This window comes from Rhodoplanes elegans (assembly GCF_016653355.1).
GTDB classification, from domain to species: Bacteria; Pseudomonadota; Alphaproteobacteria; order Rhizobiales; family Xanthobacteraceae; genus Rhodoplanes; species Rhodoplanes elegans.
This window is the reverse complement of record NZ_NHSK01000064.1, coordinates 1-21,052: the sequence shown is the minus strand read 5'-3', so window position 1 is coordinate 21,052 and position 21,052 is coordinate 1. Positions and strand designations below refer to the sequence as shown.

18 protein-coding genes are annotated in these 21,052 nt (G+C 69.4%); 12 read left to right on the top strand and 6 right to left on the bottom strand.

The window, feature by feature from the left end:
* On the bottom strand, positions 1-1,291 hold a 1,291-nt coding region (locus CCR97_RS06420; protein WP_201159390.1), incomplete at its 3' end, for a D-alanyl-D-alanine carboxypeptidase family protein.
* Between the two features lie 366 nt (positions 1,292-1,657).
* On the opposite strand from CCR97_RS06420, the gene CCR97_RS06415 reads away from it, so the two are divergent.
* Positions 1,658-2,020, top strand: coding sequence for a phasin family protein (locus tag CCR97_RS06415; protein ID WP_111360534.1), 363 nt, complete (start codon positions 1,658-1,660; stop codon positions 2,018-2,020).
* 195 nt (positions 2,021-2,215) lie between these two features.
* Here CCR97_RS06415 and CCR97_RS06410 read toward each other — a convergent pair whose 3' ends face one another.
* A complete protein-coding gene (locus CCR97_RS06410; RefSeq protein WP_111357377.1) occupies positions 2,216-3,997 on the bottom strand; it encodes a TadE/TadG family type IV pilus assembly protein in 1,782 nt (593 codons plus the stop codon).
* 422 nt (positions 3,998-4,419) lie between these two features.
* Complete coding sequence (locus tag CCR97_RS06405; RefSeq protein WP_111357378.1) at positions 4,420-5,700, bottom strand: vWA domain-containing protein; 1,281 nt, start codon at positions 5,698-5,700, stop codon at positions 4,420-4,422.
* A gap of 551 nt (positions 5,701-6,251) precedes the next feature.
* On the opposite strand from CCR97_RS06405, the gene clpS reads away from it, so the two are divergent.
* The 7 genes from clpS (at position 6,252) to CCR97_RS06370 (ending at position 13,733) form a co-directional block, all read left to right on the top strand.
* Entirely contained in the window at positions 6,252-6,653 is a 402-nt protein-coding gene (gene clpS / locus CCR97_RS06400) for an ATP-dependent Clp protease adapter ClpS (protein ID WP_244670302.1), read from the top strand.
* 78 nt (positions 6,654-6,731) lie between these two features.
* A complete protein-coding gene (clpA, locus tag CCR97_RS06395) occupies positions 6,732-9,215 on the top strand; it encodes an ATP-dependent Clp protease ATP-binding subunit ClpA (protein WP_111357379.1) in 2,484 nt (827 codons plus the stop codon).
* Between the two features lie 281 nt (positions 9,216-9,496).
* Complete coding sequence (locus tag CCR97_RS06390; RefSeq protein WP_170145836.1) at positions 9,497-9,664, top strand: hypothetical protein; 168 nt, start codon at positions 9,497-9,499, stop codon at positions 9,662-9,664.
* A gap of 358 nt (positions 9,665-10,022) precedes the next feature.
* The gene (locus CCR97_RS06385) at positions 10,023-11,330 is read left to right on the top strand and encodes a DUF2254 domain-containing protein (RefSeq protein ID WP_170145837.1); all 1,308 of its coding nucleotides are present in this window, start codon (positions 10,023-10,025) and stop codon (positions 11,328-11,330) included.
* Between the two features lie 171 nt (positions 11,331-11,501).
* Positions 11,502-12,275, top strand: coding sequence for an AzlC family ABC transporter permease (locus CCR97_RS06380; protein ID WP_201159389.1), 774 nt, complete (start codon positions 11,502-11,504; stop codon positions 12,273-12,275).
* Positions 12,276-12,285: 10 nt separating this feature from the next.
* Positions 12,286-12,618 carry an AzlD domain-containing protein gene (locus CCR97_RS06375; RefSeq protein ID WP_111357381.1) on the top strand — a complete coding sequence of 111 codons (333 nt, stop codon included), beginning with the start codon at positions 12,286-12,288 and terminating at the stop codon, positions 12,616-12,618.
* An 89-nt stretch (positions 12,619-12,707) separates the two neighbouring features.
* Complete coding sequence (locus tag CCR97_RS06370) at positions 12,708-13,733, top strand: lytic transglycosylase domain-containing protein (protein ID WP_170145838.1); 1,026 nt, start codon at positions 12,708-12,710, stop codon at positions 13,731-13,733.
* Here CCR97_RS06370 and CCR97_RS06365 read toward each other — a convergent pair.
* Positions 13,699-14,763 carry an AI-2E family transporter gene (locus CCR97_RS06365; protein ID WP_111357382.1) on the bottom strand — a complete coding sequence of 355 codons (1,065 nt, stop codon included), beginning with the start codon at positions 14,761-14,763 and terminating at the stop codon, positions 13,699-13,701. The two genes, CCR97_RS06370 and CCR97_RS06365, sit on opposite strands and share 35 nt — an antisense overlap.
* A 215-nt stretch (positions 14,764-14,978) precedes the next feature.
* On the opposite strand from CCR97_RS06365, the gene CCR97_RS06360 reads away from it, so the two are divergent.
* The 3 genes from CCR97_RS06360 (at position 14,979) to CCR97_RS06350 (ending at position 17,956) form a co-directional block, all read left to right on the top strand.
* Positions 14,979-15,443 carry a YidB family protein gene (locus CCR97_RS06360; RefSeq protein ID WP_201159388.1) on the top strand — a complete coding sequence of 155 codons (465 nt, stop codon included), beginning with the start codon at positions 14,979-14,981 and terminating at the stop codon, positions 15,441-15,443.
* A 72-nt stretch (positions 15,444-15,515) separates the two neighbouring features.
* Positions 15,516-16,037, top strand: coding sequence for a peptidoglycan-binding domain-containing protein (locus CCR97_RS06355; RefSeq protein WP_201159387.1), 522 nt, complete (start codon positions 15,516-15,518; stop codon positions 16,035-16,037).
* Between the two features lie 122 nt (positions 16,038-16,159).
* Positions 16,160-17,956, top strand: a complete 1,797-nt coding sequence (locus tag CCR97_RS06350) for an NAD+ synthase (protein ID WP_111359621.1) — start codon at positions 16,160-16,162, stop codon at positions 17,954-17,956.
* 214 nt (positions 17,957-18,170) lie between these two features.
* Here CCR97_RS06350 and CCR97_RS06345 read toward each other — a convergent pair whose 3' ends face one another.
* Positions 18,171-18,845: a pyridoxamine 5'-phosphate oxidase family protein gene (locus CCR97_RS06345; RefSeq protein WP_111359622.1), complete on the bottom strand. Its 675-nt coding sequence runs from the start codon at positions 18,843-18,845 to the stop codon at positions 18,171-18,173.
* Positions 18,846-18,898: 53 nt separating this feature from the next.
* Complete coding sequence (locus CCR97_RS06340; protein WP_111359623.1) at positions 18,899-19,867, bottom strand: MBL fold metallo-hydrolase; 969 nt, start codon at positions 19,865-19,867, stop codon at positions 18,899-18,901.
* A 141-nt stretch (positions 19,868-20,008) separates the two neighbouring features.
* On the opposite strand from CCR97_RS06340, the gene CCR97_RS06335 reads away from it, so the two are divergent.
* Complete coding sequence (locus tag CCR97_RS06335; RefSeq protein ID WP_111359624.1) at positions 20,009-20,923, top strand: LysR family transcriptional regulator; 915 nt, start codon at positions 20,009-20,011, stop codon at positions 20,921-20,923.
* The last annotated feature ends 129 nt before the right edge of the window (positions 20,924-21,052 follow it).

Genomic DNA, 21,052 nt, shown 5'->3' with positions numbered 1-21,052 from the left:
CCTGGGCCGGCATCGCGCGGACCGGGGCGGCCGCGATCGCGGCCGCGCGTGCGCCGCCGTCATGCGCCGGGACCACCGGCAGGTGGGCGAGCGGCGGGGTCAGCGAGGCGGTCTGCACGCCGCCGAGCTTCACCTTGATGGTCTTGACGGCGATCGGCTTGATCGGATCGGCCGAGGCCTGCGCCTTGCCGGCCTCGGGCTTGCCGGCGGCGGGGCGCTCGATCTTGGCGGCGGCTACGGGGAAGCGGGCGCCCGGCATCGCGGTGGCGCCGGCGGCCGCACTCGGCGGCGTCGCCGGCACGCTGCCGGCGGAGGCGAGCATCATGCGGGGCGTGGCCGGCGCCGGGGCGGCGGCCGGAGCGGCCGCGACCGACGTGTCGGCGTCGCGCGCCTCGGCGATCATCGGGGCGGTCCGCCGGGTCGAGGCGTCGTCGATGTACTTCTCCAGCAGGCTGCGCATCTTGGCGTCGCGCGCGCCGGCCGAGCTGCCGCCCAGCACCACGGCCACCAGGTGGCGGTTGTTGCGCTTCATCGACGAGACGAGATTGAAGCCGGAGGCCCGGACGTAGCCGGTCTTGATGCCGTCGACGCCCTGCACCGAGCCGAGCAGCCGGTTGTGGTTGCGGATCGTCTGGCCGCGGAACGCGAAGGACGAGATCGAGAAGTAGCGGTACTGGGTCGGGAACCGCTCCTGGATGGCGCGGCCGAGGATCGCCTGGTCGCGGGCCGAGGTGACCTGGGCGCCGTCGGGGAGGCCGGAGGCGTTGCGATAGACGGTGCGGTTCATGCCGAGCGCCCGCGCCTTGCGGGTCATCAGCTTGGCGAAGTCCTCCTCGTCGCCGGCGATCGCCTCGGCGATGACGACGGCGGCGTCGTTGGCCGAGCGGGTGACGAGGCCGCGGATCGCCTCGTCGGCCGTGATGGTCTGGCCGGGCTTGAGGCCGAGCTTGGTCGGCGACTGCGAGGCGGCGTGCGCCGAGACGGGGAGCGGGGTGTCTGGCTTGATCTTGCCGGCCTCCATCCGCTCGAACAGCAGATAGAGGGTCATGATCTTGGTGAGCGAGGCGGGGTGGCGGATGCCGTCCGCCTCGGCGGCGTGCAGGACCTGGCCCGAATTGGCGTCGACGACGATCGCCGCGTAGGGCGGATTGTAGCCGCCGCCCTTGGCGACGTGCCGCTTGCGGGCGCGCGCATCGGCCGAATCGACAAGAAGGGCGAACGCGGCGACCCCGGTGAGCAGGCCGACGGCGAGCGTGCGAAATCCACGCGTGGTCCCGAATGTCAGGAACATTGTTTCCCCTCATCCATCGGTCGCGTTGGCCTGCGGCCGATGTGTCCCCGTGACGTCCTTGGCCGCCGGCTGTTTGCCAAACCTGCGGCGGCTCACGGTTCCGTTACCAATGAAATCGGGCGTGAACGAGACGACGTGCAGCTCCCAAGCTAGGCACGCGCGGTTGCGAATTGGTTAACGAAATATTTGGTTAACAGGCAGAAATTGCCGTTTTTGCTGCACTGCAAAATGACGGCTTGAAAAATTGTGCAGCGCACACTATATTCAGGATGGTCGCAGCGCACGGGTTCGCGTTCACGTGGTGATCACCTGATGGTCATCCGTCCGTGCGGGTTGAGGCCGGAAAATGCAACCGGGAGACGTCCCATGAACATCCGTCTCGACACCATGCAGGGCTTCAACAAGGACGGGCTCGACGCGACCATGAAGTCGTTCGGCGCCGTGTCGCAGAGCGTACAGGCGATCGCGGCCGAGGCCGTCGACTACTCGAAGAAGTCGTTCGAGCAGGGCACCCAGGTGCTCGAGAAGATCCTCGGCGCCAAGTCGCTCGACACCGCGCTCGAGCTGCAGTCGGACTACCTCAAGGCGAGCTACGAGTCGTTCATCGCCCAGTCGAACCGCATGAGCGAGCTGTACGCTGATCTCGCCAAGGAGATCTACAAGCCGTTCGAGGGCTTCGTCGGCAAGATGCCGACCGTTCCGTTCGCCGGCCAGCAGGCCAGCAGCTGAGCGCGCGCCCGGCCAGGCCGGGCGGGCGACAGCGCGAGCAGCGGTCCGATCCGCGCGGACCCCGATCCGCGCGCAGACCTCGATCCGCGCAGGCGTCGATCCACATGCGACGAGCCCGGCCGTTCGGCCGGGCTTTTCGCATTCAGGGCACACGGCGCGCCGACCCGAAGGGCCGGCGGGCCTGGTCTGCCTCGGTTACTTGGCGACGCGCAGCTGGCTCAGCGTGCTGGCGATCTGGCCGAAGACGGTGCCGATCTCGCTCGCCGTCTTGACCTGGAAGAACTTGGTGCCGGACGGGAACGCCTCGATGACCGCCCCTTTGCTGTCCTTCAGGACGCTCGGGCTGGCGCAGTTCTGCAGGAGGGTCGAGGTCGGGTCGTTGCCGGTGTTCACCTGGACCGTATAGATGACGATCGGCACGGTGCTGCCCGGGATGGTGGTGTCCTTGATGTTCTTGCAGGTCCCGGCTCCGCTCGAATCTCGCATCCTGTCGTTGATCTTGTCGATCACGCTCGACGACTGGCCGCCGTAGCCGCTGCCGTCCCAGCGGTTCTGGGTGTTGAGGCCGTCGCTCATCAGGATGATCACGTTGAGGTAGTCGTATTTCGAATCGTAGGTCGGCGCGGTGAGCGGGCCGGCGCCGACCAGCGAATGCCATGCCCAGACGAGGCCGATGCCCTGGTTGGTGCTGCCGTTCGGCTGCATGTTGTTCACGAAGGTGGTCATGGCGTTGTACTCGGCGTCGGTGCGCATGTCCTTCAGGCCGATCATCGCCTTGAGGCCGCTCGATCCGGCGCAGTACGACGTCTGCTCGGCCGGGAACAGCGAGGCCGCGATGCTGGTGGTCGGGGCCGTCGCCTTCTGGTCGTAGCCGTTGCCGGCCGTGCCCGGGCTCGGACCGCTGGACGCGCCGCGATCGGTGACGCAGCCGGTCCAGGTGCTGTGGTTGTTGACCACCCAGGCGTGCTCGTAATAGCCCGACTTGGTCTTGCAGACCTTGTTGCTGCCGTTGCCCGAGCATTCGCACTGGGAATGCCCGGAGCAGCTGCAGGAGCTTCCTTTGCAGGAGTACTGGGTGCTGTTGTAGCAGCCGTTGTAGTAGCGGCCGTTCAGGCTCGCCGTGACGGCGCCGTTGTCGATCCCGGGGCAGATCAGGCCGGACGACGGAACCGTGCTCACCTCCGAGCTGCCGTTCGTGGCGTTCGCCGTGCAGGTGAAGCCCATCGGCTTGTTGCCCCACCAGTCCTTGGGATACGGGCAAGCCGACCCGGGGCCGACGCTCATGTCCGGCATCGAGTTGGCGGGCGGTGCCTCCCAGTCCGTCCAGTCGATCCAATTCGCCGTGTAGTTGGTGCTGCCGACGTTGACGTCCTTGCTGAACGGGATGATCGACACGTAGACGTCGCCGGGGCTGGCGGCGGCGGCGCGCAACTGGGGCAGCAGGCCCGTGTTCGCGGTCGTCAGGGCCTTCTTGAGCTCCACCATCTTGTTGTCGTCGTTCATCGACCCGGTGTTGTCGAGGGCGAGCGCGACGCGCAGCCGCCGATTGCCCCAGGTGGTGGTCGAGCTGGCCTTCAAGGTCATCGGCGAGAATCCGAGGACTCCCATGAATGCCGGCTTGATGGTGGCCGTTGCCGTCACCACGACGTTCGCCGACGGCTCCTTCGTGTAGGTCGTCTTGACCTCGTTGACGGTCGCGTCCTTGGAGGTGATCTGGGCGCGGTAGTAGGCGTCGGCCTCGGCGGTGAGCTGGTCGTTGGTCTTGCTCGACGCGGTCTTGGAAACGGCGAGGGCGGTCGAGTCCGCGGCCGCCTGCATCTTGGTGCGGAACGAGCTGGCGCGGCTGTAGTCGATCGCCGCCCCGACCAGGCCGAGCAAGGGGACCAGGGCCACCGCGAACATGATGGCGACGTTGCCGCGCTCCTCGCGCCGGAACGTCTCGAGGAGCGACCATGCCTTGGAGAGACGCGTGCTCATGGTGTCCGAACCCCGCCGAACCGACCCGATCTGGTCGTCCCGCCATCGTTACCGGGCGAGATCAAACCAAAGCCTAATTTGAAACAAGAAACCCGACCCGAACGGGCTCGCCCGGCGGTGGTCGCGGCATTCGTGCGAAAGAGGGTTTACGGCTCCTCACCGGCATCGTCGGAAACCGGGCTTGACAGTGCGCGAAACGGCCGCGCGGTGCGGTCGGGCCGTGCAGGCGCCGGAGCGGAGCGGGGGTGCGCCGGTGCGAGCAGGCATGACCGACGCGCGGGCATGCGCCCGAGCGGCCGGACGGCGAGGAGCAGGAGCGGGGCGGCAGCGCGGCGGGGCGGGGAGGGCGCTGAGAAACGCGCCGCCGGGATACGCCCGGCGACGACGTGCGTGAAGGCGTCGGGCGCGGCCGCCCGCGACGTCTATTTCGACAGATGCAGCTTGGTGAGCTGGGTGCCGATCTCGTCGAACGTGGTGACGAGCTGGTTGGCCGCGGTCAGGTAGAAGTAGCGGCTCGAGTCGGTCGCGCAGTTCTTCAGCAGCGTCGCGTTCCCGTCCATCACCAGCACCGTGTAGAGCGTGATTCCGGCGGCCTTGACGTTGGTGCAGGCCTTCTCGGTGCGGGCGTCGACCGCGGTCGACTGGCTGGAGCCGTTGCCGTTCCAGCGGTTCTGGGTGTTCAGCCCGTCGGTGAGCAGGACGATGACGTCCTGGTACTCGTAGTCGGCGCTCTTCGCCGGTGGGCTGAGCGGCGCGCCCGCGGTCAGCGTCTGCCAGCCCCACACCAGGCCGATGGTGTTGTTGGTCGACCCGTTCGGCGTCATCGCGTCGATCTTCGCCCGCAGGGTCGCCCAGTCGTTGGTCAGCGGCAGCATCGCGGTGGTGCAGTAGCCGTACTGCTCGGCCGGGAACGGGACGCTCGAATCCGGCGCGGTGACGCCGACGTCCCAGTTCTGGTCCCGGTCCATCACGCAGCCGTTCCAGGTCGAATGGGCCGCCGGTGTCCACTTTCCGCCGTTGGAGACGCAGCTCGACTGCTTGGTGTAGCTCGATTTCGTACAGGTGCCGTTCAGCGTGTCCCAGATCGAGAAGTCCACCCAGGTCGGGATGGTGGTGCCGGTCTTGACGTTGACGTCCTTGCTGTAGGGCACGATCGACACGTAGACGTCCTCGGGCGCCTTGGCGACGGCCTCGAGCTGGTTGATCAGGTTCTTGGACGCCGTCTTGAGGGCGTCCATCTTGCCGGAGCTCGCCATCGAGCCGGTGTTGTCGAGAACCAGGGCGACGCGCAGCCGGGTGTTGCCCCACACCGCGGTCGCGCTGGCGGCGACCGGCAGCTCCGCAAATCCCAGCACCGACATGAAGACCGTCTTGACCGTCCCGGTGCCGCCGATGACGAGCGTCGAGCCCTTGCTGCTGGTGTAGGAGGTCGTCAACGCGACGTTCGCGACGTCGGGCCGGTTGAACAGGGCGTTGAACAGCGTCGTCGCCTGGGCCGTGACGGCGCCGGACGCCAGCGTGTCCTTGTCCCGGGACAGTGCCAGGACGGTCGAGTCGAGCGCCGCCTGCATGGCGCTGCGGGCCGCCGCGGCGCGCGAATAGTCGACGGCCGCTCCGACCAGACCGGTCAGCGGCACGATCGAGAGCGCGAACAATGGAACGACGCTGGCGCGTCGATCTCGGATGAACCGTCGGAGGGACATCGCGCACCACCGGGTTGGAAGGGCCCCGTGCCATAGTGCCGGCCATCCATTCACGTTCGGTTCAACAGCCGCCGAACTTTCGCCGGTTTCCCTTCGTGTCCTGTTAACCTTGGCCGGTGCCGGCGTGACCTTCGCGCGACCGGGCCGACGTCGTTCGGGTGCGCCGATTCCGGGCGCGGCCGGGTCGGCACGCTGGCGCGGCCGGCAGGCCCGGTCGGGCGGTCGCGCCCGAGAGGCGAGGGCGCGGGCCGGCCGGTTTCGCTCCGGAAACGGTCGGAGCCTCGGTTCGGACTGCCGGTCCGGGGTGTCGTCCGGGCCGGGGCGTCCGGAAGGGTACGCGTCCGGAGGGGGCGCGCCCGGCGCGGCTTGCCGCGGCGCGGGACGGCCGCCGCCCGGCGGCGCGGATTTGCGACCCGGTCGAGCGGTACGACCGGCTGGTGGCGAAGCAGGGTGTTGCTTATTATTTATGCTCCGGGGCCGCGCCGGGCTGCGGCATGCTTCGATGCCCGACCCGGACGGGGGCGGCCCCTCCTTCGTACCGAAACGAGATCATGACGGCCTGCTCGAACGACCTTCCTCTCGTCTCCGGAGTCTGGCGCGACATCACGCCGCCGACCGCCGCGAACGGCGACCGCAAGCGCCGCCAGGACCCCACGGGGCCGGGCACGGCGGTCATCACAAAGACGAAACCGCAGACCAAAAGACCGAACCTTTACCGGGTCTTGCTGCTTAACGACGACTACACCCCGATGGAGTTCGTGGTGCACGTGCTGGAGCGCTTCTTCAACAAGGACCGCGAGGCGGCGACCCGCATCATGCTGCACGTCCATCATCACGGGATCGGCGAGTGCGGCATCTTCACTTACGAGGTGGCGGAGACCAAGGTGACCCAGGTGATGGACTTCGCCCGCAAACACCAGCATCCTCTCCAATGCGTGATGGAGAAAAAGTGACGGGAGAGACGAGACGGACGCCGCAGGCACGACCGTTGCAGGCACGACCGATACAGACCAGGACAGGACGATAAGCTGATGCCCACCTTCTCGCGCAGCCTCGAGCAGTCGCTCCACCGGGCGCTCGCGCTGGCCAACGAACACCGCCACGAATACGCAACGCTCGAGCATCTGCTGCTCGCCCTGGTCGACGACCAGGACGCGGCTGCGGTGATGCGGGCGTGCAATGTCGATCTCGAGAAGCTGCGGCGCAACCTCGTCGCCTACATCGAGTCCGAGCTCGAGAATCTGGTCACCGACGGTACCGAGGACTCCAAGCCGACGGCCGGGTTCCAGCGCGTCATCCAGCGCGCCGTCATCCATGTCCAGTCCTCCGGCCGCGAGGAGGTGACCGGGGCCAACGTGCTGGTCGCGATTTTCGCGGAACGCGAAAGCCATGCGGCCTATTTCCTGCAAGAGCAGGAGATGACCCGCTACGACGCCGTGAACTACATCAGCCACGGGATCGCCAAGCGGCCGGGGCTCACCGAGGCCCGCCCCGCCAGGGGGGCGTCGGAGGAGGATTCGGACGGCGCCAAGCCGAACGAGGACACCAAGAAGAAAGGTGACGCCTTGGAGGCTTATTGCGTCAATCTCAACAAGAAGGCGCGCGAGGGCAAGATCGACCCTCTGATCGGCCGCGACGTCGAGATCAGTCGCACCATCCAGGTCCTGTGCCGGCGCCAGAAGAACAATCCGCTGTTCGTCGGTGATCCCGGCGTCGGCAAGACGGCGATCGCCGAAGGCCTCGCGCGCCGCATCGTCCACGGCGAGGTGCCGGACGTGCTCAAGGGCGCGACCGTGTTCGCCCTCGACATGGGCACGCTGCTCGCCGGCACCCGCTACCGCGGCGACTTCGAGGAGCGCCTCAAGCAGGTGATCAAGGAGATCGAGGCGTATCCCAACGCCATCATGTTCATCGACGAGATCCACACGGTGATCGGCGCCGGTGCGACCTCGGGCGGCGCCATGGACGCGTCGAACCTGCTGAAGCCGGCGCTCGCGGCCGGCACGGTGCGCTGCATCGGCTCGACGACCTACAAGGAGTACCGCCAGTACTTCGAGAAGGACCGTGCGCTGGTGCGCCGGTTCCAGAAGATCGACGTCAACGAGCCGACGGTCGCCGACTCGATCGAGATCCTCAAGGGCCTCAAGCCGTACTTCGAGGACTATCACAAGCTCAAATACACCAACGAGGCGATCAAGGCGGCGGTCGAGCTGTCGGCCCGCTACATCCACGACCGCAAGCTGCCCGACAAGGCGATCGACGTGATCGACGAGTCGGGCGCGGCGCAGATGCTGCTGCCCGAGCACCGGCGCAAGAAGACGATCGGCATCAAGGAGATCGAGACCACCATCGCGACCATGGCGCGGATCCCGCCGAAGACCGTGTCGAAGGACGACGCCGTGGTGCTGTCGAACCTCGAGGAGAATCTCAAGCGGGTCGTCTACGGCCAGGACAAGCCGATCGAGGCGCTCTCGGCGTCGATCAAGCTCGCCCGCGCCGGCCTGCGCGAGCCCGAGAAGCCGATCGGCTGCTACCTGTTCTCCGGTCCGACCGGCGTCGGCAAGACCGAGGTGGCCAAGCAGCTCGCCGCGACGCTCGGCGTCGAGCTGATCCGCTTCGACATGTCGGAGTACATGGAGCGGCACACGGTGTCGCGCCTGATCGGCGCGCCGCCCGGCTATGTCGGCTTCGACCAGGGCGGCCTGCTGACCGACTCGGTCGACCAGCATCCGCACAGCGTGCTGCTGCTCGACGAGATCGAGAAGGCGCACCCGGACCTCTACAACGTGCTCCTGCAGATCATGGACCACGGCAAGCTGACCGACCACAACGGCAAGCAGGTCGACTTCCGCAACGTGATCCTGATCATGACCACGAACGCCGGTGCGGCCGATCTCGCCAAGGCGGCCTACGGCTTCCACCGAACCAAGCGCGAGGGCGACGACACGGAGGCGATCAACCGGCTTTTCGCGCCGGAGTTCCGCAACCGTCTCGACTCGATCATCGCGTTCGGCCACCTCGACGAGTCGATCATCGCCAAGGTGGTGGAGAAGTTCGTGCTGCAGCTCGAGGCGCAGCTCGCTGACCGCGACGTGACGATCGAGCTGTCGGACGACGCGTCGAAGTGGCTCATCGTGCGCGGCTACGACCAGCAGATGGGCGCCCGGCCGATGGCCCGCGTGATCCAGGAGTTCATCAAGAAGCCGCTCGCCGACGAGGTGCTGTTCGGCAAGCTGAAGAACGGCGGCCACGTCCGGGTGATCGTGACCAAGGACGAGTCGACCGGCGAGAAGCTCGGCTTCGAGTTCCTCGACGGGCCGATCACGCCGAAGCCCGAGAAGGTGCCGGTGCCGCCGAAGGTCCGCCGCAAGCGCGGCGGTGGTGGTGGCGGCTCCTCCCGGCGCGCCAAGCCGTCCGGCCCGAAGGGGGAGGGCGGTCCGCCCTCCGGCTCCGGTGGCGGCGCCGGTCCGGGCGGCAAGGGCTCGGTGCCGAAGGTGCCGCTGGTCAAGGCCTGAGCGATCCGTCACGGCGAAGAGACACGCTCTCTTCGCGGTGCCGCGAGACAGGCCCGGACGCGAAACACGCGCAGAGATGACGCCCCGGTTCGCCGGGGCGTTTCGTTGTGGGGCGGTCGTGATCGGCAAAAGCCGACCGGCCAGCCCGGTCGAATCGTCCCATCCGCGATCGCGACAAGATTTCGTTGACCATCCAAGTGCCTGACGACGTGGAGTCGACCGCGTGGCACGGCGGTTGCGGGGTGTCGTCGAGAGACACGTCGCACCCCCGGGACCCTCGGATGCCCTCCGCCGCCATGTCGCAACGCCAGCCGCCGAGCCCCCTCGCCGTCGTGCTGATCATCATGATGTCGCTGGTCGTCACGCTGCCCGCCGTGGCGGTCGGCGCCTCGGCGCTCGGCGGCTGGCTCGCCCGCGCCGGCTTCGGCTTCGCCCCAATGGGTTTCTGACGCGGGGGGCCTCACCGGCCGGCACGATCGGCCCCAAAGGGCATCGTCGGCCGCGTCTGAACGAGGCGAAGCTCGTCGCCCGCATCCTTCGCGGACCCGATCCGGAAAAGGGCGAGCCGTCGAGCCGGACGCTCTCGGACCTGCAGCAGGACAGCCGTCCCGTTCTCGCTGAAGCAGCCCATCCGCTACCGGACACCGGCCGGAAAAGCCGAGCTGCCGTGCGAGCCGATCCACGTGAGGGTCGCGACGCCGGGATCGAGACGGAACGGCGGTGCCCGCCTCGTTTTGTCGCAATGAGGCGGCTCGCAATGGGCGGCTCATGCGCGGCTGTTCACGGCGATCGAGGAGGACCTCCGACATGACGTCGATCCGGGTCGTGATCGCCTGGCTTCGGACCCGCCTCTGGCTGATTCCGTTGGTCATGAGCGCGTTCGTCGTCGCGGTGGCCTACCTCGTTCTGTTTTCGAGCCTCAGCCTCGGCTTCGCTTCGCTCAGCGACCACTGGTGGGTGTTCAGTGGCGACGCCAGCACGGCGCGGGATCTGCTCGCGACCCTGTTGTCCGGCATGATCACGATGACGTCGCTCGTGGTCTCGATCACCATGGTGGTGCTGTCACTGGCCGCCGGCCAACTCGGACCGCGGCTGATCTGGAATTTCATCGAGGATCGCCAGATCCAGATCCTCATCGGGCTGTTCGTCGCGACGATCATGTACACCCTGATCGTCCTGCGAAGCATAAACGAGGAGCTCGGTCCGGACCGCGTCCCGCATGTGGCCATCACCGCGGCGAGTCTGCTGGTGGTCACGTGTCTGTTCGCCCTCCTTTTCTACGTCCACAAGCTGGCCCGGGCGATCATATCGGACACGATGGTCAACAAGGTCGCGCGTCGCCTCGAGCGCGCAATCGCGGAGCGTCCCATGGGACGCTCCGCCCGGGTCGGAGGGCCACTGCCGAGCGGCTCGCTCGAGCGATCGATTTCGATCGACGAGAGCGGCTATGTCCAATGGGTGGACTATGCGGCCTTGTGCCGGATCGCCTGCCGCCACGATGCACTCGTGACCGTCCGGGTCAGGGCTGGTCAATTCGTCGTCCGCGGTCGAAAGTGTATCGAGCTTCAGTCCGGAACGGCCGTTCCTGACGATATAGAGCGAACGATCCGTGCCACCGTCGTGATCGGTGACAATCGGTCCCCGGAACAAGATCTCGAATACTCGATCCGACAACTCGTCGAGATCGCGTTGCGGGCGCTGTCACCCGGCATCAACGATGTCTTCACGGCCGCCGCGGTGGTGGACCGGTTGGCAGCGGCGATGGAGAGGGTCGGGCGACATTCACTCCCGCCGGCGGAGCATGTGGACGAGAGGGGGACCGTCCGGGTCCTGGCCGACGTGAGCACCTGGGAGGGGCTGCTCGATGCCGCCTTCACCCGAATTCGCCAATCGGCCGCCAGGCAACCGGCCATTCTGGTTCAGCTCGCCCGACGGATGGCAGATTTGGCCGAGGTGGCACCTTCGGACGTCCAGAGTCATGCGCTCGTCAAGCACCTGGAGGTGCTACGGCGCCTCGGGTCGAAATTGGACGAGCAGAGCGACCGGGACGAGGTCGAAGGCGCGGCGTCGGCGGCCCTCGAACGCGCGGCAAGGGCCAGCGGCCGGCCCGGGTAGCCAGCAAGGTCACCTGAGCGGGCTCGCTCTTCTGCTGAGGGGGTGGGTGGCGGGCCCGCGGCGCGGCCTCGTCGCCGCGGCGATGGCGTGCCGCCCTGCAGATCACGGGATGCGGAGCACCGCGGCGCGAAGCGGATTGCGCCATGCGGGCGGCTGTGGGACAGAGCCGTCATGGCGCAGGACGAACAGGGAGGCGACGGCCCGCCGGTGCGGGACGGCTCGCCCATGCGGAACGGCTCGCCGGTGCGGGACGGGTTTCTGGCCGGCCTGCGTGTGGGCGCGACCTCGGTGTTCCAGATCGTCCTGGTCGGCACCTATATCAGCATCGGCGCGCTCGCCCACGATCTCGACTTCTCGATCGTCTGGGTGGTGCTGTCGACGCTCGTCGTGTGGGCGGCGCCCGCCCAGGTCATCATGATCTCGGCGCTCGGCGCCGGCGCGCCGCCGCTCGAGGTGGCGGTCGCCGTCACGCTCACCGGCGTCCGGCTGCTGCCCATGGTGGTGGCGCTGCTGCCGATCCTGCGCACCCGCGCGTCGAGCCTCGCCGGCGTGCTGCTCGCCGCCCACTACACGGCGGTCAGCATGTGGATGGAGTCGCTGCGTCTCGCGCCGCGCCGCCCGGTGGAGGAGCGCATCCCGTTCGCCAACGGCATCGGCACGGCGCTGATCGGCGGCGCGACGCTGGCGACGATCGCCGGATACTACTTCGCCCGGGTGCTGCCGGAGCCGCTGGTCGCCGGCCTCCTGTTCCTCACGCCGATGTCGTTCCTGGTCTCGGTCGTGCGCTCGGCCAAGATGATCTCCGACCGGGTCGCGGCGGTCGCCGGCCTCGTGCTGGCGCCCGTCCTGGTGCTGCTCGGCGTCGGCCTCGACCTGATGTGGACCGGCCTGATCGGCGGCACCGGCGCCTACCTGGTGCGCCGGCTCGCGAGGGCGCGGGCATGAGGGCGCGGGCATGAGCGAGCTGTGGCCCTATCTGCTGCTGGTCCTGGTCGGCTTCCTGCCCAACGAGATGTGGCGCTGGCTCGGCGTCGTCTTTTCGCGCGGCTTGGATGAAACCTCGGAGGTGCTGGTCTGGGTGCGGGCCGTGGCGACCGCGATCCTCACCGGCGTGGTGGCGAAGATCGTCGTGTTCGCGCCCGGCGCGCTCGCCGGCGTGCCGCTGTGGATCAGGCTCGGCGCGGCCGCGGTCGGGATGGTCGCGTTCTTCGTGTTCCGCCAGTCGGTGTTCGCCGGCATCGTCGCCAGCACGCTCGCCTTGATGGCCGTCGATCTCCTGGTGCGCTGAGCCGGGCCGGCGACCGGTCTCGTCGGGGCGGGCGTCGCGTTCGCATTCCCGACGCTTTCTCCGGCCACACGAGGCGGCGGGAGACGACCATGCGTTGCATCGCGCCGATCCTGCTGCTCTTCGGGCTCGTCTTCGGGCCGGGGCCGGCCGTGGCTGCGCCGGACGCCGCCACCCCGGCGGCCGCGCCCGCGGCCGAGCCGTCGACGCCGGCATCGCCATCCCCACCGGCGCCTGCACCGGAGGCGCCTTCGCCCGCGACCCAGCCCGCCAAGGAGGAGCCGAAGCCGGCCGACAAGCCCGGGTCGGCCATGGACTCGATCTGCCTGATCCTCGAATCGGCCGCTGCGGCGAACGACCTGCCTCTGTCGTTCTTCGCCCGGCTGATCTGGCAGGAGAGCCGGTTCCGCCCGCATATCGAGGGGCCGATGACCCGGCGCGGGCATCGCGCCCAGGGCATCGCCCAGTTCATGCCCTACACGGCGGCCGAGCGCGGGCTGCTCGACCCGTTCGACCCGGTCGCGGCGCTGCCGAAGTCCGCTGAATTCCTGAGGGAGTTGCGCGAAGAGTTCGGCAATCTGGGGCTGGCGGCCGCCGCCTACAATGCCGGGCCGCGGCGCGTGCGCGACTGGCTCTCCGGCCGCGGCGGTCTTCCGGGCGAGACGCAGCGCTATGTCCGCGCCATCACCGGGCTGTCGGCCGAGGAGTGGGCCGCCGCCGGCCGCTCCGGCAAGGACGGCATCGCCGAAAAAACCTCCTGCGCGACGCTCGCGGCGCTGCTGAACCAGCAGCCGACCATGTTCGTCGGCGAGCTCGAGCGGCGCGTCCGCGAGGGCGCCGCCAAGCCGTGGGGCGTCCAGCTCTCCGCCGGTTTTTCGCGCGCCAAGGTCCTCGACGCCTATGCGCGGATCGAGCGAAAATTCCGCGGCGAGCTCGACGGCCGCGACCCGATGATCATCCGCACCGTCCTGCGCAGCCGCGGTCCGAGCGCCTTCTACCAGATGCGGGTGGGCGTCGAGACCCGCGTCGCCGCGGCGAGCCTGTGCGCGACGCTGTCCAAGAAGGGCGGCGCCTGCATGGTGCTCAGGAACTCGCGCGGCGTGCCGGAGACGCCGTGACCGGCGCGGGCTCCGTCTCGTCGGCCTCGATCGTCCGGACATAGAGCTCGCGCACGGCCACGTAGGCGACGACCGTGAGCGGCGCGGCGAGCAGCACGCCGGTCGCGCCGAACAGCACCCCGAAGCCGACCACGGCGAACAGCAGGAGCGCCGGCGGCACCGAGACGATCTCGCGCTGGATCAGCGGCTGCAGCACGTTGCCCTCGATCTGCTGGATCACCAGGAACAGCCCCAGCACCCACAGCGCGAGGGTCGGCTCGACCGACAGCGCGATGACCAGGGCCGGGATCGCGGCGGCGATCGGCCCGACGATCGGCACGAACTCGGCCAGCCCGGCGAACAGGCCGAGCGCCAGCGCCGAGGGGACGCCGAGCGCCCACAGCCCGGCCGCCGTGACCACGCCGACCAGCACCATGGCGATGACCTGGCCGAACAGCCAGCCGCGCAGCGATGCGCCGCAGCGGCCGAGCGTGCGGTCGGCGCGGTCGCGATGGCGCGGCGGGACGAGCCGCAGCGCCCCGCCGCGGTAGAGCGACGGCTGCGCCGCGATGTAGAGTGCCCCGAAGATCACCAGCACCAGGTTGGTGAGCGCGCCGGCCGCGAGCCCCAGCGCGCCGCCGATCCGGCTCACCAGCCCGCCGGAGAGGAGCGCCTCGCGGCCGCGGTCGATCGCCTCCTCGACCCAGCCGCCGCCACCGAGCCGGTCGCGCACCGCCGCCCAGGCAGTCGGGAGCTGCTCGGCCAAGGTCTCGACGTTCTGCACGATGGTGGCCCCGAACAGGACGAACACCACCGCGAGCAGCGCCGTCACCAGCAGGACGGCGACGAGCAGCGACCAGCCGGGGCCGAGCCCGGTCGGACGCGCCAGAAGGTCGGCGAGCGCCCGGAACAGGATCGCGCCGAGCACGGCGGCGAACACCAGGAGCAACAGGTCGGCGAGCTGCCAAGCGAGCAGCAGGACGACGCCGGTCGCGACGACCAGGAGGAGCCTGGCCGGGAAGCCGCGGTCCGGGGAGGAGGGCATGGACATCGGGCACGATCCTGAGCAGGGCGGCCGGCTGGCCGCCCTCTCGTCAACGCGCCGGAACCGAATACGCCGCACGGGCGTCACGAAGATGCGCTCCGATGCCGCCTGACGTGACGGTGCCGGCCGGCCGCCGGTCCGGATGGAACGCTCTCGAACCCCAAGACACGTCGGACATTCAAAGACACGTCGGAAAATTCAAAGACACCTCGGAGGACCCCATGGGCCTGCTCGACAGCCTGATCGCCGGCGCCGTCCAAGGCGCCTTCCGGCAGCTCGACACCCCGGCGCTGCCGTCGATTCTCTCGCAGATCCTCGGCCGCACCGATCTCGGCGGCTTCGGCGGCCTGCTCGATGCGCTGCGCCGCGGTGGGCTCGACCGCGAGGTCGGCTCGTGGCTGGGGCAGGGCGCCAACATGGACGTGTCGCCCGACCGGCTGCGCCACGCGCTCGGCGATCGCGAGCTCGGCCAGATGTCGCAGCAGGCGGGCCTGTCGATCGAGGACCTGCTCGCCGTGCTGGCCCAGCACCTGCCGCAGACCGTCGACCGGATGAGCCCGCACGGCCGGCTGGAGGACGATCCGCTGGAGGTCAACCCGGACGATGGCGGCCGCGGCTTCGGCGGCGAGGACGACGGCGGCTCGCTCTCCGATCAGGCCGGGCTCGACGACATCGGCCGTCGCTGACCGGCGCCGTCCGGTCTTCAAGGGGGGGGCTGTAAAGGCGTTTTCAGATCAAGCATATAAAGGGAGATGTTGATGGCCATTCTCAAGCGGGGGCTCGCCGGCGAGCCGGTCAAGCTGTTGCAGCAGAAGCTCGGGGTCGACGCCGACGGGCGCTTCGGGCCGGGCACCGAGAAGGCGCTGCAGGACTATCAGAAGGCGCACGGGTTGAAGGTCGACGGCATCGCCGGCCCGGACACCTTCGTGCAGATGGGGCTCTACGAGCTGGTGCTGCTGCGCAGCGGCTCGCGCGGCGACACCGTGAAGCGCCTGCAGGTGGCCCTCGCCGTGACGGCCGACGGCGCGTTCGGCGCCGGAACGGCGGCGGCGGTGCGCGCCTTCCAGGAGAAGAACGGCCTCGAGGCCGACGGTATGGCCGGCCCGGCGACGCTCGCCAAGATGGGCCTGTTCAAGGAGATCACGCCCGACGTGGTGAAGCGGTCCGAGGTCGGCTCGGCCGCCGGGGCGCCGTCCGCCGCTCCGGCCGGCGACGCGGCCGCGGAGCCGGCGCCGGCGCGAAGCATCTGGGGCACCATCAAGAGCTTCTTCGGCGCCTGACCCGCGACACCGGAACCGCGGCGGCCGGCGTGCCGCCGCCGCTCCACACCGGAGCGAGACGCGGAACTGTCCGGCGGCGGACCGGATTTCAACCGGGCCGAAAATGCTCTAGATCGGACGCCATGACCGACAGACCCGCCGACAGTTCCGCCGACCGCCCCGTCGACCGTCTGGCCATCGCGGCCGCCCAGCTCAATCCGACCGTCGGGGATCTCGACGGCAACGCCGAGAAGGTGCGCCGCGCCCGCCGCGAGGCGGCCGCGCAGGGCGCCGACCTTGTCGCCTTCCCGGAGCTGTTCCTCGCCGGCTACCCGCCCGAGGATCTGGTGCTCAAGCCGGCCTTTCAGGCGGCCTGTCGGGCGACCATCGAGGCGCTCGCCCGCGATACCGCGGACGGTGGCCCCGCCGTGCTGGTCGGCACGCCCTGGGCCGAGCACGGCAAGCTCCACAACGCCTATTGCCTGCTCGCCGGCGGCCGGCTCGCGGCGGTGCGCTTCAAGGTCAACCTGCCGAACTACGGCGTCTTCGACGAGCGCCGCGTTTTTGCGCCCGGCGCACCGCCTGGCCCGGTGACGGTGCGGGGCGTGCGCATCGGCGTGCCGATCTGCGAGGACATCTGGACCGAGTGGGGCGCCTACGAGGACGTCGTCGAGTGCCTGACCGAGACCGGCGCCGAGATCCTTCTGGTGCCGAACGGCTCACCCTACAGTCGCGACAAGGCCGACCAGCGTCTCGCCGTCGCGGTGGCGCGCGTCACCGAGAGCGGCCTGCCGCTCCTCTACGTCAACCAGGTGTGCGGCCAGGACGAGCTCGTCTTCGACGGCGCCTCCTTCGCGCTCAACGCCGACCGCTCGCTCGCCTTCCAGCTGCCGGCGTTCCAGGAGTGCGTCACCACCACGGTGTGGGAGCGCGGCCCGGCCGGCTGGCACTGCGCCGGCGGGCCCGTCGCCCCGCTGATCGAGGACGACGAGGCCGACTACGCGGCCTGCGTGCTCGGCCTGCGCGACTACGTCGAGAAGAACCGCTTTCCCGGCATCGTGCTGGGGCTGTCCGGGGGCATCGACTCGGCGCTGTGCGCCGCCATGGCCGTGGACGCGCTCGGGCCCGAGCGGGTGCGCTGCGTGATGCTGCCCTACCGCTTCACGTCCGACATCTCGAAGACCGACGCGGCGGCGGTCGCGCAGGCGCTCGGCGTCAAGTACGACGTGCTGCCGATCGCTCCGGCCGTCGAGGGGCTGGAGGCGGCGCTGGCGCCGCTGTTCGCCGGCCTGCCGCGCGACGTCACCGAGGAGAACCTGCAGGCGCGCGCCCGCGGCGTGATCCTGATGGCGGTGTCGAACAAGCACGGCCTGATGGTCGTCACGACGGGCAACAAGTCGGAGATGTCGTGCGGCTACGCGACGCTCTACGGCGACATGAACGGCGGCTTCAATCCGATCAAGGACCTCTACAAGACTCAGGTCTACCGGCTCTCGGCGCTGCGCAACACCTGGAAGCCGGACGGCGCGCTCGGACCGGACGGCGTCGTCATCCCGGAGAGCATCCTGGTGCGGCCCCCCACGGCAGAGTTACGTGAAAACCAGACCGACCAGGACTCGCTGCCGCCCTATGATATCCTCGACGCCGTGCTGGAGCGCCTCGTCGAGCGCGAGGAGCCGATCGCCCGCATCGTCGCCGACGGCTTCGATCGCGACATGGTGGTGCGGGTCGAGCGCATGCTGAACCTCGCCGAGTACAAGCGCCGCCAGGCGGCCCCCGGCGTGAAGGTGACGCTGAAGAACTTCGGCCGCGACCGCCGCTATCCGATCACGAATCGCTTCCGTGACCCCGGCGTGCCGCTTCCGCCGCCCGAGAACTCCGAGCCGAAGTCGACCCGCGTCGCCGCCGCCGCGGCAGGCAGCACCGCGATGGATTTTTAGAACAGATTTCGTCAGTGGCGAATCGGACCCGACGTCCGCTCGTCCCCGCGAAGGCGGGGACCCAGGGGCGCCACGACGTGTGATCTGGATCCCCGCCTTCGCGGGGATGAGCGGAGTATGGGTCGACGCCAGCGGAAACCGGTCCAGCCAGATCCGGAGCGGTCGTGTGGGCTGTCGATCTCGGACGACAGAGATGTGCCGCGACTCCAGGGGCTCAGGGAGAGCCAGCGGCGTCCTCGTCCCGGCCCTGCTCACGTGAATGGAGAACGCGCCGCAGGCGGTCGTTCTCACGTCGCAGCGCCGCCACTTCGTTGCGGACGGGCTCCAGCACGGCCTGCAGCTCCGCCTCGGTGAAGCGCGCCGTGATGTGCTGCGGGCAGTTCCAGTCGAACGCCTCGACCGTGATCAGGACGAGGCGCTCGATACGCCCGGGATAGCCCGGCACGGCCAGACGCGCTGTGAGATCGGGGTCGCTCTCCGCATCGACGACGCGCATGCGGCCGAAGATCTTCAGGCGCCGCTGGTGCGCGTAGTCCATCAGGAACAGCGACACCCGGTCGTTCGCCTGGACGTTGCCGGTGGTGATGTACTGCCGGTTGCCGCGGAAATCCGCGAAGCCCAGCGTCGTCTCGTCGACGGATTTCAGAAAGCCGACCGGCCCGCCGCGGAACTGGACATAGGGCCACCCGGTCTCCGAGACGCTCGCGAGGTAGAAGCCGTCGCGCGCCGCGATGAAGTCACGCTCGGCCTCGCCGAGGCGATCGGGGTGGGTTTCGCCGTCCGCGCGCCGGCGCTCGCCGACGCGCGCCCATTGGGCCGCGCTGCCATAATGCGCCTGCGCGGCCTTCACGGCGGGCGTCGCGGCGATCTCGAGATAGTGGTTGCTCATCGGTTCACCGAAGCTCCGTCACGGCCGGCCCGCGTTCGTGCCGCCGTGGCCTTTCAGGTCTGCAGGGCCCAGTCCGCCACCTGCCAGCGCATCTGTCCGCGGTCGGAGACGATGCGGCCGAGCCCGGGGAAGGGCATGTGGGTCGCGGCGATCAGCGCGCCTTCGGACGCCGCGAGCGGAAAGAAGCGGTCCCGCATCGCCTGTGCGGCCGGGCGGTCCTGCTCGAACAGGAAGCCGACATCGGTCGCGCCCGGATGCACCACCGGGAAGAGCATGTCGGAGACCATGATCAGGCTGGCCCCCGCGTCCTCGATCCGCACGCCGATATGCCCCGGCGTATGGCCGGTCAGATCGACGATCGAGATGCCGCGCGCGATCTCGCGAGGAGCGTCGATCGCTTGCAGGCGCGGATAGAGGCGCACGACCGCTTCGGCCATCTGGAAGCTGGGCTGAAGATAATCGGGAGCCCCGCTGCGCTTGGCCGGATCGGTCCAGTGCCTGACGTCGCGCCGGTCGATGTACAGCTCGGCATTCGGAAAGGTGTTCTGCCCGCCGGCGATCAGCCCGCCCATATGGTCCTGGTGCATGTGCGTCACGACGACGGCGTCGATCTGATCACGCCGGACGCCGATCGCGGCGAGCGCCTGCGGCAGCGCACCGGTCTGACCGATCGAGCCGGCCGGCCCGGAATCGAGCAGGATTTTTCGGTCGCCGTCCTCGATCAGATACTGGTTGAACACGAACCGGACGCCGCTCGGCCGTGCGACGAACTGGGCCGTCGCCGCCTGCTGGACCTGCGCGTCCGTGCGGCCCGGAAAGTAGCCGTACGGCATGTCCGCATGCCCGTCGGTCAGCGCCGTGACGGTGAAGCGGCCGATCCTGATCTGCGCCAGCGGCGTCACGCGGCTCGCCGGGGGCGACGCCGCCAGGCTCCGGGTCGCGGTGGCGAGCGGCACGAGGCCGCCCGCGATGATGCCGAGGGGCAGGCCGGTCGCGAAGAGACGGCGGGAGAGGCGAGGCATGAGGTCCTCCGTTCGGTCACCGGGGGCGCGAGACCACTTCGTCCGAGGGGCTCGCCTGACGAGGTCAGAAGCTAGGACTTCCACGCCCGCCGAAGTATTCTGCGATTTCGGGAACCGTCCTCTCGGAATGTGGAAGCCACGATGGACCGTTTCGACGCCATGTCGGTGCTGCTCGCCGTCGTCGATGCGGGGAGCCTGTCGGCCGGGGCGCGGCAGCTGCGGGCGCCGCTGGCGACCGTCAGCCGCAAGGTCGCCGACCTCGAGCAACATCTGGGAACCCGGCTGGTGGTCCGGACGAACCGCGGGCTCGCCTTGACCGATGCGGGCCGCGCCTTCGTCGCCGCCACCCGGCGGATCCTCGGGGATCTCGACGAGGCCGAACGGGAGGCGGCGGGCGAGTACACGGCGGTGCGCGGCGTGCTGCACGTCACGGCGCCGATCGCCTTCGGCGAGCGCCATCTGCTGCCCGTCGCGCTGGGCTTCCTGGCCGAGCAGCCCGAGATCAGCCTGCGGCTGATGCTCGCCGACCAGCAGATCAGCCTGGTGGACGAGCACATCGACGTCGCCCTGCGCATCGGCCATCTGGCCGACAGCGCGCTGATCGCGACGCGGGTCGGGGCGGTCCGTCGCGTCATCTGCGCGAGCCCCGCCTATCTGGCCCGCCGCGGCACGCCGGGCCGGCCCGAGGATCTGGCGCAGCACGACGGCATCAGCTTTCAGGGGTTCGCGACCGCGCCGGAGTCGCGCTATCGCCGCGACAGCGCGGCCTTCGCGGTCGAGCCTCGTCCGAAGCTGGCCGTCAACACGACGAACGCGGCCATCCAGGCGGCCTTGGCGGATCTCGGGATCATCCGCGTGCTGTCCTATCAGGTCGAGGAGGAGCTGCGGGCGGGCCGGCTGCGAGTGCTCCTGGCGGACTTCGCGCCCGAGCCGCTGCCCGTCAGCCTCGTCTATCCGGAGGCGGATCCGCTGCCGCTGAAGGTCCGCCGCTTCATGGACTGGACGGTGCCGCGCCTTCGCGCCCGGATGTCCGGGATCGATTCCCTCGGCACGTGACGGGGCTGGCCGCGCCTATCGCGGCTGGCTCGGCACGTAGGTCGGGCCGACATTGCGGATTGGCGTCGCCGTGCCGCCGGCTGCGGTGGCGTCGGCGGAGGGCGCCGTGGCGGCGCCCTCCGCCGACGC

Coding starts and splice junctions, on each gene's coding strand:
- CCR97_RS06415 (WP_111360534.1), top strand. CDS start 1,658: ATGAACATCCGTCTCGACACCATGCAGGGCTTCAACAAGGACGGGCTC.
- CCR97_RS06410 (WP_111357377.1), bottom strand. CDS start 3,997: ATGAGCACGCGTCTCTCCAAGGCATGGTCGCTCCTCGAGACGTTCCGG.
- CCR97_RS06405 (WP_111357378.1), bottom strand. CDS start 5,700: ATGTCCCTCCGACGGTTCATCCGAGATCGACGCGCCAGCGTCGTTCCA.
- clpS (WP_244670302.1), top strand. CDS start 6,252: ATGACGGCCTGCTCGAACGACCTTCCTCTCGTCTCCGGAGTCTGGCGC.
- clpA (WP_111357379.1), top strand. CDS start 6,732: ATGCCCACCTTCTCGCGCAGCCTCGAGCAGTCGCTCCACCGGGCGCTC.
- CCR97_RS06390 (WP_170145836.1), top strand. CDS start 9,497: ATGCCCTCCGCCGCCATGTCGCAACGCCAGCCGCCGAGCCCCCTCGCC.
- CCR97_RS06385 (WP_170145837.1), top strand. CDS start 10,023: ATGACGTCGATCCGGGTCGTGATCGCCTGGCTTCGGACCCGCCTCTGG.
- CCR97_RS06380 (WP_201159389.1), top strand. CDS start 11,502: ATGGCGCAGGACGAACAGGGAGGCGACGGCCCGCCGGTGCGGGACGGC.
- CCR97_RS06375 (WP_111357381.1), top strand. CDS start 12,286: ATGAGCGAGCTGTGGCCCTATCTGCTGCTGGTCCTGGTCGGCTTCCTG.
- CCR97_RS06370 (WP_170145838.1), top strand. CDS start 12,708: ATGCGTTGCATCGCGCCGATCCTGCTGCTCTTCGGGCTCGTCTTCGGG.
- CCR97_RS06365 (WP_111357382.1), bottom strand. CDS start 14,763: ATGTCCATGCCCTCCTCCCCGGACCGCGGCTTCCCGGCCAGGCTCCTC.
- CCR97_RS06360 (WP_201159388.1), top strand. CDS start 14,979: ATGGGCCTGCTCGACAGCCTGATCGCCGGCGCCGTCCAAGGCGCCTTC.
- CCR97_RS06355 (WP_201159387.1), top strand. CDS start 15,516: ATGGCCATTCTCAAGCGGGGGCTCGCCGGCGAGCCGGTCAAGCTGTTG.
- CCR97_RS06350 (WP_111359621.1), top strand. CDS start 16,160: ATGACCGACAGACCCGCCGACAGTTCCGCCGACCGCCCCGTCGACCGT.
- CCR97_RS06345 (WP_111359622.1), bottom strand. CDS start 18,845: ATGAGCAACCACTATCTCGAGATCGCCGCGACGCCCGCCGTGAAGGCC.
- CCR97_RS06340 (WP_111359623.1), bottom strand. CDS start 19,867: ATGCCTCGCCTCTCCCGCCGTCTCTTCGCGACCGGCCTGCCCCTCGGC.
- CCR97_RS06335 (WP_111359624.1), top strand. CDS start 20,009: ATGGACCGTTTCGACGCCATGTCGGTGCTGCTCGCCGTCGTCGATGCG.